This is a genomic window from Amycolatopsis sp. NPDC051128 (assembly GCF_040682715.1).
Classification (GTDB): Bacteria; Actinomycetota; Actinomycetes; order Mycobacteriales; family Pseudonocardiaceae; genus Amycolatopsis.
Map to the genome: position 1 here is coordinate 55,982 of NZ_JBFBBN010000022.1, position 16,278 is coordinate 72,259.

18 protein-coding genes are annotated in these 16,278 nt (G+C 72.2%); 6 read left to right on the forward strand and 12 right to left on the reverse strand.

Annotated features, from left to right (window positions below):
- Positions 1-58: 58 nt before the first annotated feature.
- Positions 59-427: a hypothetical protein gene (locus AB0M82_RS22820; protein ID WP_364725058.1), complete on the reverse strand. Its 369-nt coding sequence runs from the start codon at positions 425-427 to the stop codon at positions 59-61.
- 193 nt (positions 428-620) lie between these two features.
- Between AB0M82_RS22820 and AB0M82_RS22825 the strand changes: the two genes are divergently transcribed.
- Positions 621-1,145, forward strand: coding sequence for a hypothetical protein (locus AB0M82_RS22825; protein WP_364725060.1), 525 nt, complete (start codon positions 621-623; stop codon positions 1,143-1,145).
- On the opposite strand, the gene AB0M82_RS22830 is transcribed toward AB0M82_RS22825, so the two are convergent.
- Positions 1,120-1,728, reverse strand: coding sequence for a TetR/AcrR family transcriptional regulator (locus tag AB0M82_RS22830; RefSeq protein WP_364725063.1), 609 nt, complete (start codon positions 1,726-1,728; stop codon positions 1,120-1,122). The genes AB0M82_RS22825 and AB0M82_RS22830 overlap by 26 nt on opposite strands.
- A gap of 69 nt (positions 1,729-1,797) precedes the next feature.
- Between AB0M82_RS22830 and AB0M82_RS22835 the strand changes: the two genes are divergently transcribed.
- Positions 1,798-2,658, forward strand: coding sequence for a sterol desaturase family protein (locus AB0M82_RS22835; RefSeq protein WP_364725066.1), 861 nt, complete (start codon positions 1,798-1,800; stop codon positions 2,656-2,658).
- A gap of 1 nt (position 2,659) precedes the next feature.
- Here the strand turns inward: AB0M82_RS22835 and AB0M82_RS22840 are convergent, their stop codons facing one another.
- From AB0M82_RS22840 to uvrC, 5 genes are all read right to left on the reverse strand, one after another.
- Positions 2,660-3,676, reverse strand: coding sequence for a glucosyl-3-phosphoglycerate synthase (locus tag AB0M82_RS22840; protein ID WP_364725069.1), 1,017 nt, complete (start codon positions 3,674-3,676; stop codon positions 2,660-2,662).
- Between the two features lie 280 nt (positions 3,677-3,956).
- Positions 3,957-4,949, reverse strand: a complete 993-nt coding sequence (whiA, locus tag AB0M82_RS22845; RefSeq protein ID WP_364725072.1) for a DNA-binding protein WhiA — start codon at positions 4,947-4,949, stop codon at positions 3,957-3,959.
- Entirely contained in the window at positions 4,949-5,941 is a 993-nt protein-coding gene (yvcK, locus tag AB0M82_RS22850; RefSeq protein WP_364725075.1) for a uridine diphosphate-N-acetylglucosamine-binding protein YvcK, read from the reverse strand. Before yvcK ends, whiA begins: the two co-directional genes overlap by 1 nt.
- Position 5,942: 1 nt before the next feature.
- Positions 5,943-6,800, reverse strand: a complete 858-nt coding sequence (gene rapZ / locus AB0M82_RS22855; protein ID WP_003101350.1) for an RNase adapter RapZ — start codon at positions 6,798-6,800, stop codon at positions 5,943-5,945.
- A 29-nt stretch (positions 6,801-6,829) separates the two neighbouring features.
- Positions 6,830-8,803 carry an excinuclease ABC subunit UvrC gene (gene uvrC / locus AB0M82_RS22860; protein WP_364725078.1) on the reverse strand — a complete coding sequence of 658 codons (1,974 nt, stop codon included), beginning with the start codon at positions 8,801-8,803 and terminating at the stop codon, positions 6,830-6,832.
- Between the two features lie 168 nt (positions 8,804-8,971).
- On the opposite strand from uvrC, the gene AB0M82_RS22865 reads away from it, so the two are divergent.
- Both AB0M82_RS22865 and AB0M82_RS22870 read left to right on the forward strand, forming a co-directional pair.
- A complete protein-coding gene (locus AB0M82_RS22865; protein WP_364725080.1) occupies positions 8,972-9,694 on the forward strand; it encodes a trypsin-like serine protease in 723 nt (240 codons plus the stop codon).
- Between the two features lie 74 nt (positions 9,695-9,768).
- Positions 9,769-10,548, forward strand: coding sequence for an exodeoxyribonuclease III (locus AB0M82_RS22870; RefSeq protein WP_364725083.1), 780 nt, complete (start codon positions 9,769-9,771; stop codon positions 10,546-10,548).
- Between the two features lie 5 nt (positions 10,549-10,553).
- Here AB0M82_RS22870 and AB0M82_RS22875 read toward each other — a convergent pair whose 3' ends face one another.
- The 5 genes from AB0M82_RS22875 to rpe all read right to left on the reverse strand — a co-directional run bounded on the left by AB0M82_RS22875 (position 10,554) and on the right by rpe (position 14,201).
- Positions 10,554-10,997 carry a PH domain-containing protein gene (locus tag AB0M82_RS22875; RefSeq protein ID WP_364725086.1) on the reverse strand — a complete coding sequence of 148 codons (444 nt, stop codon included), beginning with the start codon at positions 10,995-10,997 and terminating at the stop codon, positions 10,554-10,556.
- Positions 10,994-11,500, reverse strand: a complete 507-nt coding sequence (gene ribH, locus AB0M82_RS22880; RefSeq protein ID WP_364725089.1) for a 6,7-dimethyl-8-ribityllumazine synthase — start codon at positions 11,498-11,500, stop codon at positions 10,994-10,996. The genes AB0M82_RS22875 and ribH overlap by 4 nt, the downstream gene beginning before the upstream one ends.
- Entirely contained in the window at positions 11,497-12,825 is a 1,329-nt protein-coding gene (locus AB0M82_RS22885; protein ID WP_364725092.1) for a bifunctional 3,4-dihydroxy-2-butanone-4-phosphate synthase/GTP cyclohydrolase II, read from the reverse strand. The genes ribH and AB0M82_RS22885 overlap by 4 nt, the downstream gene beginning before the upstream one ends.
- Complete coding sequence (locus AB0M82_RS22890; protein WP_364725094.1) at positions 12,822-13,451, reverse strand: riboflavin synthase; 630 nt, start codon at positions 13,449-13,451, stop codon at positions 12,822-12,824. Before AB0M82_RS22890 ends, AB0M82_RS22885 begins: the two co-directional genes overlap by 4 nt.
- A gap of 78 nt (positions 13,452-13,529) precedes the next feature.
- Positions 13,530-14,201 carry a ribulose-phosphate 3-epimerase gene (rpe, locus tag AB0M82_RS22895; protein WP_364725270.1) on the reverse strand — a complete coding sequence of 224 codons (672 nt, stop codon included), beginning with the start codon at positions 14,199-14,201 and terminating at the stop codon, positions 13,530-13,532.
- Positions 14,202-14,323: 122 nt separating this feature from the next.
- Here rpe and AB0M82_RS22900 point away from each other — a divergent pair, with 122 nt between their 5' ends.
- Positions 14,324-15,523 (forward strand): histidine kinase, encoded by a 1,200-nt coding sequence (locus AB0M82_RS22900; RefSeq protein WP_364725097.1) that lies wholly within the window; start codon positions 14,324-14,326, stop codon positions 15,521-15,523.
- Positions 15,520-16,179 (forward strand): response regulator transcription factor, encoded by a 660-nt coding sequence (locus AB0M82_RS22905; RefSeq protein WP_364725100.1) that lies wholly within the window; start codon positions 15,520-15,522, stop codon positions 16,177-16,179. Before AB0M82_RS22900 ends, AB0M82_RS22905 begins: the two co-directional genes overlap by 4 nt.
- Positions 16,180-16,278: the final 99 nt, after the last annotated feature.

Below are 16,278 nucleotides of genomic sequence, written 5' to 3' on the forward strand. Positions count from 1 at the left end.
GGCAGGGGTGACCGGAGCGGCGCCGGTCATCCCTGCCGCCCTGGCGCCGAGCAGCGCCTCAGCCCGGCTCGGCGAGACTGCGGAGGTGGGCGTCGACGTCGAAGCCGTGCTCCTCCAGCCGCCGCCGGGCCAGCAGCAGCTCGTCGGAGGTGAAGAGTTCGGCGTACTCGTCCCGGAGCATGGTCGCCTCGGAGCTGCGGCCGAGCTGGTTCTTCGCCCAGAGCACGGTGAACCCGCCCGCGGTCCCGGCCCCGCGCAGCAGCAGGCGGGCCGCTTCGACACCGCCGTGCTCGCGCACCATGCGCTCGAACTGGGCCGGCCGGTAACCGTAGTCCCTGGCCAGCACCCGGCACCCGTCGAGCAGATCCTCGGTGAACCTCGCGGCGAGCCGGGGATCGGCCGGGACGGGAACGGCTGGTTCGGGCATGGGACACCTCTCGACGGGACGGCTTGCCCCCTTAGTCGCGGACGGGCCCCGTTTCGCTACGCCATTAGCGGGACGAATCGACGCGGTTTTGCTACAGAGAGTCGAAGTGCGCCGTCCGATCCCGCCAGACCGGGGCATACCACCCCAACCGGACATCGCAGAACTGTCGGTGGCCGCTGCCATGATGGGCCGCATGCGAACAGTGGTCCACGGCGACGTCCACGTCCACTATGGACAGATCTACGTGCACAGCGAGGCCGGTGAGCCGTTCGAGGGCGACCTGAGCGCCTGCTTCGCCGGGCAGCGCAACGGGCTCTGCGGCGCCGCCGTGCGCGGGCACCTCTTCCTCATCACCGGGCTGCACACCGGCGAAGTCGGCTTCACCGCCGAGGTGCACGAGACCGAACCGCCGGACGCCGGCGGGGAGGACGTCGTCGAGGCGTCCTTCCGCGCCGATGGCGCGGCGAGGCTGGTCACCTGGGGCGGCGAGGACTGGTGGGACCTCGAGCTGGCGCCGGGCGACTACCGCGTCCGCTACAGCGGCACCGGGATGGACGCGGGCCGCGAGCGCGACACCCGGCCCGGCGACGAGCCCCGGCAGGACACCTACCTGCTGCAGTTCTGGCCCGCGCCGCCGGCACCCGACACCGTCGTCCGCGAAAGCAGCGCGATCGCCGCGTACTGGCACGGGCTCACCAGCCGAACAGACCGCCCATGATCCGGGCGCAGCGGGCCGTCATCGCCGCCGCGTCCTCGTCCGGACGGTCGATCCACCAGCTGATCAGCGAGTCGACCACGCCGGTCCAGACCTGTGCCACGGCCTCGATGTCCACCGGGTCGGCCAGGCCGCGCGACGTCAGCAGCTGTGTCGCGCCGAGCAGGGCGAAGGTGTCCAGGCGGCGCCGGTAGTCCGCGGCCGCGGCGGCGATGTCGCCCCTGGCCGGCACCGTCGTGTCGCGCAGCAGCCGCCACGCGTAGCGGTCGTGGTCGAAGGTCGTGAAGATCGCCGCGAGGACCTTCAGCGGCATCTGGTCGGGCTCGCCACCGGCCGCCATGGTCGTCGCGACGCCTTCGGTGAGCCGGTCGCCCGCCCGGTGCAGGCAGGCGAGATAGAGCCCGTCCTTGGAGCCGAAGTACTGGTACAGCAACGGCTTCGTGACCCCGACCCGGCGCGCGATCTCGGCCATCGACGCCCCGGAGTACCCGGCGCGGCCGAACTCCTCGGTGCCGGCCACGACGAGCTGCGCCTCGCGCTCTTCGCGGGGCATCCCCTTGGTCCCGACCGCCCTTGACTCCGTCACGCCCCAGAGCCTACCGTCGGTTAAGTGACCCGAGAGTAAGTTACCAGGTGGTCAGATCGAGGAGGCGACGTGGCCGAGTTCCTGGCGCACCTGCGCGACCCCGTGCTGTTCGCGATTCCGGTGTTCCTGCTGTTCGTGACCATCGAAATCGTCGCGGTGCACGTGCTCGGCCACGACGACGACGTGATCGGCTACAGCCTCGCCGACACCCGCACGAGCATGCTGATGGGCACCGTCTCGGTCGGGGTCAACGCGCTGTTCCGGCTGGTCATGCTGGTCGCGTTCGCCGCGCTGTTCGAGCTCGCGCCGGTGAAGTTCGACCCGCACGACTGGTGGACGTGGGTGCTCATGCTGCTCGGCCAAGAGCTGGTGTTCTACGCCTACCACCGCGCCAGCCACCGCGTGCGGCTGCTGTGGGCCGGGCACCAGGTGCACCACTCCAGCGAGCACTACAACTTCTCGACGGCGCTGCGCCAGAAGTGGACGCCCTACTTCCAGCTGCCGTTCTGGTCGGTGCTGGCGCTGTGCGGGATCCCGCCGTGGATGATCCTGACCGGCCTGTCGATCGACCTCGTCTACCAGTTCTTCGTGCACACCGAAAAGGTCGGCAAGCTGCCGCGCTGGTTCGAATACGTCTTCAACACCCCGTCGCACCACCGGGTCCACCACGGCAGCGACGCCGAATACCTCGACGCGAACTACGGCGGCATCCTGATCATTTGGGACCGGATGTTCGGCAGCTTCGTCCCGGAAGGCAAGCGGCCGACCTACGGGCTGACGAAGAACATCGGCACCCACAACCTGCTCGAGGTCGGCTTCCACGAGTACGGCTCGATCCTGCGCGACCTGCGCGGCGCCCGGACGTGGCGCGAGCGCGCGGGGTACGTGTTCGGCCCGCCGGGCTGGCGGCCCGAACACGTACCCGCCTGACCTACGCCGTTTCCTGCAGCGCGTTCTCGGGCCGGATCGCCGCCGGGAGGCTGTCCAGCGGCGGCCGCTGCGGGGACGACAGGTCGGTCAGGACCAGTTCGCGCTCGACGCCGTCCGCGGAGGCGCCGCGCTGGAACTGAGCGAGCATCGTGGCCGGCGGGATCGCCGTGACCAGGCGGCCGTGGCGTTCCAGGCGGTCGAAGAGCGTCTGCATGATCTGCCCGGACATCCGGCCCAGTGCCTGCGTGCTCTGGTGCCGGTGCACGCGGTGGCCGAGGTCGACCTGCGCCAGCGCGTCGAGGCCGCGCAGCTCCAGCAGGTCGATGAGGTGCCCGATCTCGACGCCGTAGTTCACGACGAACGGGATGCTCTCCAGCACCTCGCGGCGCCCCGCGTACTCGCCGGCCAAGGGCTGGACGAAGCCGGACAGCTCCGGCCAGAACATGTTGAGCAGCGGCCGCGCGACGAGTTCGGTGACCCGGCCGCCGCCTTCCGGCTCGCTGCCCGCCGCGCCGTTCAGCGGGCGGTGGTAGAAGCCCTTCACGTAGGCCACCGACGGGTCGGAGAGCAGCGGGCCGAGCAGCCCGGTCACGTAGTCCGTGGTGAAGTCGTAGAGGTCGCCGTCGACGAAGACGACGAGGTCGCCGGTCGTCGCCGCGACACCCTTCCACAGCGCTTCGCCCTTGCCCGCCAGTCCTTCGAGGGCGGGGAAGACGGCGTCCTGCGCGACGACATCCGCCCCCGCGGCCGCGGCGACCTCGGCGGTGGCGTCGGTCGAGTGGCTGTCGACGACGAGGATCTCGTCGACCAGGCGCCCCTGCAGCTCTTCGCGGATCGCGGTCACGATCGCGCCGACCGTGGCTTCCTCGTTCCGGGCCGGGATGACGACGGAGACCGTGGTGCCGCGCTTGGCCGCGACGAGGTCTTCGATGGTCCAGTCGCCGGCTTTGCTGCTGCGCCGGGCGAGCCAGGTGCCGACCTCCGGCGATACCTGCAGCCGCGCGTGACTCTTGCGCATGCTTTCCCCTTCCCTCGTTCGGCGTATCCCTCCGACCGAGGTTCGAGGTGCCGCGTTTCGGCAACGACTTCGCTGTGCTACCGGAGTGTTACGGGTTCGGGCCGCGGGCACCGATCCCGTTAACCGGACAGGACCACGGGCCGGGTCTCAAGCGCCCCAATGTGGCGTTCGGTGCGTCCAGCGCACCCAATGTGGCGTTCGGTGCATCCAACGCACCCAATGTGGCGTTCGGTGCATCCAACGCACCCAATGCCACATTGGGGCGCATGCCGGCCGGCGGCTAAGCGTCCTCTTCTTCGAGCATCTCCGGCGTCACCGCGGACTCGGTGTCCGGGATCTTCAGGTCCTTGGCCCGCTTGTCCGCCATCGCGAGCAGCCGGCGGATGCGGCCCGCGACCGCGTCCTTCGTCATCTGCGGTTCCGACAGCTGGCCCAGCTCCTCCAGCGACGCCTGCCGGTTGGACAGCCGGAGCTTGCCCGCCGCCAGCAGGTGGTCCGGGGCCGTCTCGCCGAGGATCTCCAGCGCGCGCTCCACCCGGGCCGCCGCCGCGACCGCCGCGCGGGCCGACCGGCGCAGGTTCGCGTCGTCGAAGTTCGCCAGGCGGTTCGCCGTCGCGCGGACCTCTCGGCGCATCCGGCGTTCTTCCCACTGCAGCACGCTCGTGTGCGCGCCGAGGCGGGTCAGCAGCGCGCCGATCGCGTCGCCGTCGCGGACCACCACCCGGTCGGCGCCGCGGACCTCGCGGGACTTCGCCTGGATGCCCATCCGGCGGGCCGCGCCGACGAGCGCCAGCGCCGCCTCCGGGCCGGGGCAGGTCACCTCGAGCGACGACGAGCGGCCCGGTTCCGTCAGGGACCCGTGCGCGAGGAACGCGCCCCGCCACGCGGCTTCCGCGTCGGCCACGCCGCCGGACACCACGGCCGCGGGCAGCCCGCGCACCGGGCGGCCGCGCTGGTCGATCAGCCCGGTCTGCCGGGCCAGGCCCTCACCGTCCTTCACCACGCGCACCACGTAGCGGGTGCCCTTGCGCAGCCCGCCGGTGGCGGTGATGACGTGGACGTCCGAGTGGTGGCCGTACAGCTCGTGGATCTCCTTGCGCAGCCGTCGCGCGACCGAGCCCGTGTCCAGCTCCGCCTCCACGACCACCCGGCCGGCCACGATGTGCAGCCCGCCGGCGAAGCGAAGCAGCGACGCGACCTCCGCCCGGCGCGGCCCGATCTTCGTGATCTCCAGCCGGCTCAGCTCGTCCTTCACCGCGGCGGTCATCGCCATTACTGCCCCTCCCTGCCTTTCGCTCCTCCCCCGAGCTCCCCGCCCCTGCCGAGACCGAGAGCCTCCCGCATGCATCGCGCGAGCGCATCAGGATCATGCCGTCCCGCTACTTCCGGGTCGCCCACCGCCCCCAGGTGCGCGCGCCCGCCGAGCCGTTCCGCCGCGCGCCGGAGATTCGCCGGGTCGGGGACGGAATCGCGGTCCGCGATCACCGCGTCGACCCGCAGATCGGGCGCGTGCTCGAGGAGTACGTCCAGGTGCCGCTCCGGGGAGAAGCCCGCGGTTTCCCCCGGCTGGGGGACAAGGTTGAGCACGAGCACCTTCGTCGCGGCCGTCCGCACGAGCGCGTCGTGCAGCCCCGGCACCAGCAGGTGCGGCAGCACACTCGTGAACCACGAGCCGGGGCCGAGGAACACGACGTCGGCGGCCAGCACCGCGTCGACCGCCTCCGCGCACGCCTGCGGCGGCCGCCCCGAGCGGCCCGGGGTGTGCAGGCTCACCCGCCGCACCTGCCCGGGCGTCGAGGCCACCGCGACCTGACCGCGGATCGTGCGCAGCGCCGCCGGGTCCTCGCTGTCGAGGCCGCTGACCTCGCCTTCGATGTCCAGCGGCTCCGGCGACATCGGCAGCACGCGGCCCGAGACGCCCATCAGGCGGCAGGCCTCGTCGAGCGCGGCGACCGGGTCGCCGAGCACCTCGAACAGCCCGGCCAGCAGCAGGTTCCCCACCGCGTGCCCGGCCAGCGCGCCGTCACCGCCGAACCGGTGCTGGAAGACCTCGGCCCACAGCGTGCCGCCGTCCTCCGCGGCGAAGGCGGCGAACGCCTGCCGGAGGTCGCCGGGTGGCAGCAGCCCGAGTTCGCGCCGCAGCCTGCCGGACGATCCGCCGTCGTCGGCCACGGTCACGATCGCGGTGACGTCGGGGGTGACCCGCCGCACGGCGGACAGCGTGGCGTGCAGCCCGTGGCCGCCGCCGAGGGCGACCGCGCGCACGTTATTCACGACCAAGGTCGCGGTGCACCACCTTCACGGCCATTCCGTCCTCTTTGGACAGGCGCTGGGCGAGCTCCACGGACAGCGCCACGCTGCGGTGCTTGCCGCCGGTGCAGCCCACCGCCAGGGTCAGGTACCGCTTGCCCTCGCGCTTGTAGCCGGCCCCGATCAGCCGCAGCAGCTGGTGGTAGCGGTCGAGGAACTCCTCGGCCCCCTCCTGCGAGAGGACGTAGTTGCGGACCTCCCCGTCGAGCCCGGTGTGCTCGCGCAGCTCCGGGATCCAGAACGGGTTCGGCAGGAAGCGGACGTCCATCACCAGGTCGGCGTCCATCGGCAGACCGTACTTGTAGCCGAAGGACAGCACGGTGACCCGGGTCTGGGTGCTCGCCTCGGAGCCGAACGCGTCCTCGATCTTGGCGCGCAGGTCGTGCACCGACAGCGACGACGTGTCGAGCACCAGGTCGGCCTCTTCGCGCAGCGGCTCCAGCAGCGTCCGCTCCGCCGTGATGCCGTCGGCGAGCCGGCCGTCGCCCTGCATCGGGTGGCCCCGGCGCACGGCCTCGAAGCGCCGCACCAGCACGGCGTCGGTCGCCTCCAGGAACAGCACGCGCGGCTTGTAGCCCCGCGCGTCCAGGTCCTTGATCACGGAGGCGAGGTCGTCGGTGAACGCGCGTGAGCGCACGTCCATCACCACCGCCACCTTCGTGATCGCGCCACGCGCCTGCGCGCCCAGCTCCACCATGGTGGCGATCAGCTCCGGCGGCAGGTTGTCCACGACGAACCAGCCCAGATCCTCCAGGCACTTCGCCGCGGTGCTGCGGCCGGCCCCGGACAACCCGGACACCACCGCGACCTCCATGCCGGATCCGCGGATTTCCTCTTGCGCACTCACTGTCGTTCCCTACTCCCCTGCTCTGTGCCGTTGCTCGCACCGGACTCCCCGGCCAGCGCGGCGACCACGGCCTCCGCCGTGCGCCTGCCGAAGCCGGGCACCGCCTCGATCTCTTCGATCCTGGCCTGCTTGAGCTTCTTCACCGAGCCGAAATGCTTGATCAGCGCGGTGCGGCGAGCCTGCCCCAGCCCGGGCACACTGTCCAATTCGGACTTCTGCAACCGCTTGGAGCGCTTCTCGCGGTGGTAGGCGATGGCGAACCGGTGGGCCTCGTCGCGCAGCCGCTGCAGCAGGTAGAGGCCCTCCGACGTGCGGGGCAGGATCACCGGATCCGGGTCGGCGGGCAGCCACACCTCTTCGAGCCGCTTGGCCAGCCCCACCACGGAGATGTCGGTGATGCCGAGCTCGGCCAGCACGTCCGCGGCCGCGGTGGCCTGCGGGCCCGCGCCGTCGACCACCAGCAGGTTCGGCGGGTAGGCGAACTTCTTCGGCCGCCCGGTCTCCGGGTCCAGCCCCGGCTTCGAGGAATCCGCCTCCTCGGCGGTTTCCTTCAGGTAGCGGTAGAACCGCCTTCGCACGACCTCGGCGATCGAGGCGACGTCACCCTCCGTGGCCGCCTCGCGCAGCGCGAAGCGGCGGTACTCGGACTTGCGCGCGAGCCCGTCCTCGAAGACCACGAGCGACGCCACGACGTCGCTGCCCTGGATGTGGCTGATGTCGACGCACTCGATGCGCAGCGGCGCGGTGTCGAGGCCGAGGAATTCCTGCAGCTCGGTGAGCGCCGCGGAACGCGCCGTCAAGTCACCAGCCCGCCGCAGCTTGTGCTGGGTGAACGCCTCCCCCGCGTTGCGCTGCACCGTCTCCGCGAGGGCCTTCTTGTCGCCGCGCTGCGGCACCCGCAGCTGCACCCTCGACCCGCGCAGCCCGGTCAGCCACTCGGCGAGCGCGTCCGCGTCCGCGGGCAGCTCGGGCACCAGGATCTCGCGCGGAACCACCGGCCCCGCGTCGACGTCGTCGCGGGCGTCCAGCTCGGCCTCGTCGCCGTAGAACTGGGTGAGGAAGTGGTCGACCAGCGCCGGGACGTCCATCTCCTCGGCCTTGTCGATCACCCAGCCGCGCTGGCCGCGGACCCGGCCGCCGCGCACGTGGAAGACCTGGACCGCGGCTTCGAGGTCGTCGTGCGCGAACGCGACGACGTCGGCGTCCGTGCCGTCGCCGAACACCACGGCCTGCTTCTCCATCGCCCGCCGCAGCGCGCCGAGGTCGTCGCGCAGCCGGGCGGCGCGCTCGAACTCCAGCTCCGCCGACGCGGCGGCCATCTCGTTCTCCAGGCGCCGGATCATCGCGTCGGTCTTGCCGGCCAGAAAATCGCAGAAGTCCTCGACGATCGCGCGGTGCTCGTCGGCCGAGACCCGGCTCACGCACGGCGCCGAGCACTTGTCGATGTAGCCGAGCAGGCAGGGCCTGCCGATCTGGCCGTGCCGCCGGAACACCCCGGCCGAGCAGGTGCGCGCCGGGAACACCCGCAGCAGCAGGTCGAGCGTCTCGCGGATGGCCCACGCGTGCGCGTACGGGCCGAAGTACCGGACGCCCTTCTTGCGCGCGCCGCGGTAGACGTGCAGGCGCGGGAACTCCTCGCTCAGCGTCACCGCGAGCATCGGGTAGCTCTTGTCGTCCCGGTAGCGGACGTTGAACCGCGGGTCGAACTCCTTGATCCAGTTGTACTCGAGCTGGAGGGCCTCGACCTCGGTGCTCACGACCGTCCACTCGACGCTCGCGGCCGTGGTGACCATCTGCCGGGTGCGCGGGTGCAGGCCGGCGAGGTCGGCGAAGTACGAGTTCAGCCTCCCGCGCAGGCTTTTCGCCTTGCCGACGTAGATGACCCGCTTGGTCGCGTCGCGGAACTTGTACACGCCAGGGGCATCCGGGATGCTCCCCGGCGAGGGACGGTAGGTGGTCGGGTCAGCCACGTCCCCAGCCTATGGCCCGCCACCGACAGTTCTCGGTGGCCCCCCGCTGTCCGATCCGCCGGAAGTCGGGTCTTCGTTCCGCTTCCGACTTTGGTCGGTGTCCGTATCTGTGAACCGGTGGTTACTTTCCGACCGGCCGATCCGGTCCCCTCCGAAAGGATCACCACCTTGAGCTCTCTCCGTCTTCTCGGCGCCGCCTCGGCGGCCGCCGTCGCGCTGACCCTCGCCGGTGGCGCGGTCGCCACCGCGGGCGTGCAGCCGAACATCGTCGGCGGCACCACCGCGTCCGCGGTCTCCTGGGGCGCCCAGGTGTACGTCAACACGCCCGGCCGCGACTACCAGGGCTTCAACTGCTCCGGCACGGTCGTCGCCGCGCGCTGGGTGCTGACCGCGGTGCACTGCCTCGACCAGGACGGCTCGGGCATGTACGTCCGGGTCGGCAGCAACACGCTGCTGTCGGGCACGAAGATCGCCGTCGACCGCGAGTACGAGTCCCCGAACGGCGACATCGCGCTGCTGCACCTGGCGTCGGCGACCAGCACCTCGCCGATCTCGCTGGGGAGCTCGGACCCGGCCACCGGCAGCACCAACCAGATCTACGGCTGGGGCCGCACCACCCCGACCGGCCCGCCGGCGTCGTCGCTGAAGACGGCGAACGTCCAGGTGACCGGCCGGTCCACGGACGCCTACGGCGGCCGCGCGATCCAGAGCGTCGGCGTCAACGGCTCGGCGTGGAAGGGCGACTCGGGCGGGCCGCAGGTGTCGGGTGGGGTGCAGGTCGGCGTCGCGTCGACGGTCCAGAACCAGAGCGGGTCGAACACGCGCGGCACGAACAACTACGCGAGCGTGGCGGCCAGCCGGTCCTGGATCCGGACGACCGCCGGCGTCTGAGGTCGCTTCTCCGGGGCGGCGCGGTCACCCGCGCCGCCCCGTTCCTGTCGGTGCTTTGTGGGATGCTCGCGGGCATGCGGATCGCCACCTGGAACGTGAACTCCATCGTCCCCCGCCTGCCGCGGGTGCTGGACTGGCTGGAGAAGACCGCACCGGACGTGCTGTGCCTGCAGGAGCTGAAGAACACGACCGAGGCGTTCCCGGCAGGCGAGATCCGGGCGCTGGGGTACGAGGTCGCCGCGCACGGGCTGGGCCAGTGGAACGGCGTGGGGATCGTGTCCCGCGTGGGGCTGGCCGACGTCGTGCGCGGGCTGCCGGACGAGCCGCGGTTCGGCGGGGCCTCGGAAGCCCGCGCGATCGGAGCCACGTGCGGCGGCGTCCGGGTGTGGTCGGTGTACGTGCCGAACGGGCGCGAGCCCGGCAACCCGCACTACGCGTACAAGCTCGAGTGGCTGGAGTCGCTGCGGTCGCTGGCGGAGTCGGAGCTGAAGTCCGACGGGCCGTTCGCGGTGCTGGGCGACTTCAACGTCGCCCCGACCGACGCCGACGTCTGGGACATCGCGTTGTTCGCGGAGTCGACGCACGTGACGGAGCCGGAGCGGGCGGCGCTGGCCCGCCTGCGCGACCTGGGCCTGTCGGACGTCTTCCCGCGGCCGCTGAAGTACGACCACCCGTTCACGTACTGGGACTACCGCGCGGGCAATTTCCCGAACAACAGGGGCATGCGGATCGACCTGGTGTACGGCAACACGACCTTCACGGACGCGGTGACGGATTCCTATGTGGACCGTGAGGCCCGGAAGGGCAAGGGCCCGTCCGACCACGCGCCGATCGTCGTCGACCTGGACCTCTGACCCGCTCAGCCGCCGGTGGCCGCGCGGTGCAGCTTCCGCAAGGCCCGCACCGCCTCCACCGCGCGGTCCCGGTCGACGGCCTGCACCGCCATCACCGCGTGGTACTCGTCGTCGGGCAGCTCCAGCCGTGCCCACGACGCGCCGTCGGGAAAGCTCACCGACAGCACGTCGCTCCACGCGAACCGCCGGGTCATCAGCACGTTCCGGACCTCGATGCCGTCCTCGTCGGCCCGCACCCTGGCGATCGCGAACAGCATCACCCCCGCCGCCAGCAGGATCCCGATGCCGACCATCGCCGCCTGGTCGGAACGCTGGAAGCGGACGCCGGTGTCGCCGTTGCGCAGCAGCACCGCCACCACCACGAACACCGCCAGCAGCGCCACCGCCAGCACGCTGCACATGATCAGCGCACGGCGTGGGCGGACCACCAGGACAGTACTCACGTTCACACGAATCCCCGCTCGGTCCACGGCTGGCGCAGGCTCCGCAGCACGTGCGCCGAATCGAGGGCCGCGACCGTCGCCTCGTAGCCCTTGTCCTCCTTCGAGCCCGGCCGCCCCGACCGGTCGACCGCCTGCTCCTGCGTGTCGCACGTCAGGACGCCGTTGCCGACCGGGGTGCTCTCGTCGAGCGCCACCCGGGTCAGGCCCGCCGTCACCGCGTCGCAGACGTACTCGAAGTGCGGGGTGCCGCCGCGGACCACCACGCCGAGCGCGACGACCGCGTCGTGGTTGCGGGCCAGCGCCTGCGCCACCACCGGGAGCTCGATCGCGCCGGCCACCCGGACGACGGTCGGCTCCTCTTCCAGCTCCGCCGCCTTGGCCGCGGCCAGCGCGCGCTCCAGCAGGACGTCGGTGATGTCCGCGTTCCACCGGGTGGCCACGATGCCGAGCTTCAGCGCCTTGCAACCGGACAGGTCCAGCTGGACGTCCGGCCGGCCTTCACCGCTCACAGTGCTCCTCCGTCGGGGTGCTCGGTCCCGGCGCCGACCTGGTCGTAGTGCTCCAGCTGGGCCAGGTCGTGGCCCATCCGGTCGCGCTTGGTCCGCAGGTAGCGCAGGTTCTCCGGGTTCGGCGAGATCGGCAGCGGCACCCGCCCGGTGACGCGCAGGCCGTAGCCCTCGAGGCCGATCCGCTTGGCCGGGTTGTTCGACAGCAGCCGCATGGTGCGGACACCGAGGTCGCAGAGGATCTGCGCGCCGGTGCCGTAGTCGCGGGCGTCGGCCGGGACGCCGAGCGCCAGGTTGGCGTCGACGGTGTCCGCGCCGTCGTCCTGCAGCTGGTAGGCCTGCAGCTTGTGCAGCAGGCCGATGCCGCGGCCTTCGTGGCCGCGGATGTAGAGCACGACGCCGCGCCCCTCGGTGGCCACCGCTTCCAGCGCCGCCTCCAGCTGCGGGCCGCAGTCGCAGCGCAGGGAGCCGAAGACGTCGCCGGTGAGGCACTCGGAGTGGACGCGGACGAGGATGTCCTGGCCGTCGCCGATCTCGCCGTAGACGAACGCGACGTGCTCGATGCCGTCCAGGAGCGAGTCGTAGCCGACCGCGCGGAACGTGCCCGCGGCCAGCGGGATGCGCGCCTCGGCGACCCGCTCGACCTGCTTCTCGGTGCGGCGGCGGTAGGCGATCAGGTCGGCGATGGTGATGATGGCGAGGTCGTGGTCGGCGGCGAACACCTCGAGCTCGTCGCGGCGCGCCATGTCGCCTTCGTCCTTCTGCGACACGATCTCGCACAGCACGCCGGCCGGAGCGAGCCCGGCCATCCGGGCCAGGTCGACCGACGCCTCGGTGTGCCCGGGACGGCGCAGCACGCCGCCCTCCTTCGCGCGCAGCGGCACGACGTGCCCGGGACGGCGGAAGTCCTTCGCGGTGGACTTCGGGTCGGCCAGCAGCCGGATCGTGTGCGCGCGGTCGGCGGCGGAGATGCCGGTGCTGATGCCGGCGGCGGCGTCGACCGTGACGCTGTACGCGGTGCCCCGCGCGTCCTGGTTGGTGTGGTACATCGGCGGCAGGTCCAGCCGGTCGGCCTCGGCTTCGGTCAGCGCCACGCAGACGTAGCCCGAGGTGTAGCGCACCATGAACGCCAGCAGCTCCGGCGTCGCCTTCTCGGCGGCGAAGATGAGGTCACCCTCGTTCTCGCGGTCCTCGTCGTCGACCACGACGACGGGGCGGCCCGCCGCGATGTCCGCGATCGCCCGCTCGATGGCGTCGGCGTCGAAGACCGCTCCGGCGCCGCACGGGGTCCAGCCTGCTTCGGGCTCTGCCGCACTCGTCTCACTCATGACCGCTCCTCCGCGCCGCCGTCCCCATTGTTGCCTCGCCCGCGCAGGTGCGGCGTGGCGAGTTTCTCCACGTACTTCGCGACCACGTCGACCTCGAGGTTGACCAGGTCGCCGGGCTCGCGGCGGCCGAGGGTCGTCGCTTCCAGGGTGGTCGGGATCAGGGCCACCGCGAACTCCTCGGCGGTGATCGCCGCGACGGTCAGGGAGACGCCGTCGACCGCGATGGAGCCCTTCTCGACCACGTACCGGGCCAGGTGCTCCGGCAGCGCGAACGTCGTGACGCCCTTCGCGTCGCGGGCCAGGAAGACGCCGGTGCCGTCCACGTGGCCCTGCATGATGTGCCCGCCGAGGCGGCCGCCCGCGGGCGTCGCGCGCTCGAGGTTGACCGCGTCGCCGACGGCGACCTTCGCCAGGCTGGACCGCCGCAGCGTCTCGTGGACGACGTCGACGGTGAACTCGCCGCCGCCCACCTCGACGACGGTCAGGCACACCCCGCTGACCGCGATCGAGTCGCCGTGCCCGGCGTCGCCGGTGACCAGCGGGCCGCGGACCCGCAGCCGGGCCGCGTCGGTCAGCTGCTCGACCGCGGTGATCTCGCCGATCTCCTCGACTATGCCGGTGAACACGTCCGCTGCCTCCTCGTAGCCGGTCCTTCCATCCAACACCCGCCGCGGCCCGGTGGCTTCTCCGGTGCCGCTGCGAGATCAGCCGGCCCGGCCGCGGACCGCCTGCTCGCGCAGCGCGGCGATCGCCTTGCCCGGGTCTTCGGCGCCGTAGACGGCGGATCCGGCGACGAAACAGTCGACGCCCGCTTCGGCGGCCTGCTCGATGGTCTCGGCGTTGATCCCGCCGTCGATCTCGACGACCAGCTTCAGGTGCCCGGTGTCGACCAGCCGCCGCGCGGCGCGGACCTTCGCCAGGACGTCCGGCATGAACGACTGCCCGCCGAAGCCCGGCTCGACCGACATCACCAGCAGCGTGTCGTAGTGCTTGAGCGCGTCGAGCCACGGCTCGAGCGCGGTGCCCGGCTTGATCGAGAGACCGGCCTTCGCGCCCGCGGCGCGCAGGTTCTTCGCCAGCGCGACCGGGTCCTTCGCGGCCTCGGCGTGCACGGTGACGTTGTAGGCGCCGGCCTCGGCGTACCCGATCGCCCAGCGGTCGGGGTCGTCGATCATCAGGTGACAGTCGATCGGCACGTCGGTGGTCTTCAGCAGCGCCTGGACGACGGGCAGGCCCAGGGTCAGGTTGGGCACGAAGTGCGCGTCCATGACGTCGACGTGGACCCAGTCGGCGCGGGTATCCCCGCCGCCGGCCACCGCGGCGATCTCCTCGCCGAGCCGGGCGAAGTCCGCCGCGAGAATGCTGGGTGCGATCAATGGTCGGTCTGCCACGTCCCGAGTGTAGGAGGACGGCGCTAACGCCGACTAACCGGTTGTGACCAGGATCTGGCTCCGGAGAGGGAGGTCACGGGCCGCCTGGACCCCATAACCTCGGCCGCATGTCCGATTTCGCGAGATCCTTGCTGCGCCCCGGTGGCTACCGCAGCGTCCCCTACGCCGTGCTGGGCGCGGTGCCGGCCTTCCCGGTGGCGCCCTTCGCCGTGCCGTGGGCCCTGCTGAGTCCCGCGGGGTGGCCGCGGCTCCTGCTCGCCGTGCTGACCCTCGCGGTGCTGCTCGGACTGCTCGGACTGCTCGGACCGGTGCGGCGGATAGGCGTCGCTGTCGCGAACGGCCTGCTCGGCACGGACCTGCCCGCGCCCGGCCGCGCGCGCCCCGCTTGGCCGGACCGGCTGCGGTCCGGGGCCTGGCTCGTCCTGCACAGCGGGTTCGGCGGGCTGCTGCTCGGCGTCGACGGCCTCCTCGTTCTCGGCGTCCTCATGCCGGCGATGTGGCTGAACGGCGACCAGGGACAGTTCGCGTTCTTCGGCGCGACCGCCGCCGCCGGGCCGTGGACGCTGCCGGTCGCCCTAATCATGCTGGTGGCCGCGCTGCTGGTCACCGCCGCCGCCACCCGCGGCTTCCGGGCGGGCGCGATCGCGCTGCTCGGGCCGTCCGCGGCCGAACGCGCGGCGCTGGCCGAACGGCGGGCGGCGATGCTGGCCCAGCGCAACCGGCTGGCCCGCGAGCTGCACGACTCGATCGGGCACACACTCACGACGTCGACGATCCAGGCGGCGGCCGCGGCCGACCTGGTCGAAGCGGATCCCGCCCAGGTCCGGCGGGCACTCGGCACGATCGAAGAAGCCTCGCGCACCGCACTCGAAGACCTCGACCACGTGCTCGGCCTGCTCCGCGAAGAACCGGCGGCGAAGGAGCCGACGCGCACGCTGACCGAGGTCGACGTCCTCGCCGTGCGCGCCCGCGAAGCCGGGCTCGACGTCCGCCTGGCCGTCACCGGGCCGGTGGCCGCGCTGCCCGCCACGGTGTCGCGCGAGGGTTACCGGATCGTCCAGGAAGGCCTCACCAACGCGCTGCGGCACGCCGGCCCCGGCGCGGTGGACGTCCGGGTCGTCGCGGGGCCGGAGCGGCTGGAGATCGCCGTCGTCAACGCGCTGCCCGGCGACCGGCCGCGGACCGGGCGGCGCGGGCTGACCGGGCTGACCGAGCGCGTCGAAGCCCTGCGCGGCGAGCTCGACGCCGGTCCGGACGGCGAGCGGTGGCGGCTGAGCGCGACGATCCCGCTGCGGACGGGCACATGAGCCCGACGGTGCTGCTCGCCGACGACGAGCCGCTGGTCCGCACCGGGCTGCGGGCGCTGCTGGAACAGCAGGGCCTGCCGGTGGTCGGCGAGGCCGCCGACGGCGGCGAAGTGCTCGCCGAGGTCCGGCGGAGCCGGCCGGACGTCGTGCTGATGGACGTCCGGATGCCCGGCACCGACGGCATCGAGGCCACCCGGCAGCTGGTGGCGGCGCTCGCGGAACCACCGAAGATCCTCGTCGTCACGACGTTCGACAACGACGACTACGTGCACGAAGCCCTGCTGGCCGGGGCCAGCGGGTTCCTGCTGAAGCGGGCGCGCAAGGAGGAGATCGCGCACGCCGTGCGGACCGTCGCGGCCGGAGAGTCGCTGCTGTTCCCGGCGGCGATCCGGCGGCTGGTCAGCGCCCGGCCGCCGGGCGGGAAGCACGCGCGGGCGGCGAAGACGCTCACCCGGCGCGAAGCCGAGGTGCTCCGGCTGATCGCCACCGGACTGTCCAACCAGGACATCGCGGCGGCGCTGGTGATCAGCCTCGAGACGGTCAAGTCGCACGTGGGCAACATCTTCACCAAGCTCGGCGCCGGCAACCGCAGCCAGGCCGTCGTGATCGCCTACGAAGCCGGGGTGGTCCGGCCCGGGCACGTCGACGGCCGATGACCGGCGTGGTGGGGTATACCCCAGGAAGATCCGGCGGTCTGCCCCATCCCGCCGGGTGTCCCGGTTCCCCTAGCGTGGGGATATCGAGACAACAGGGGG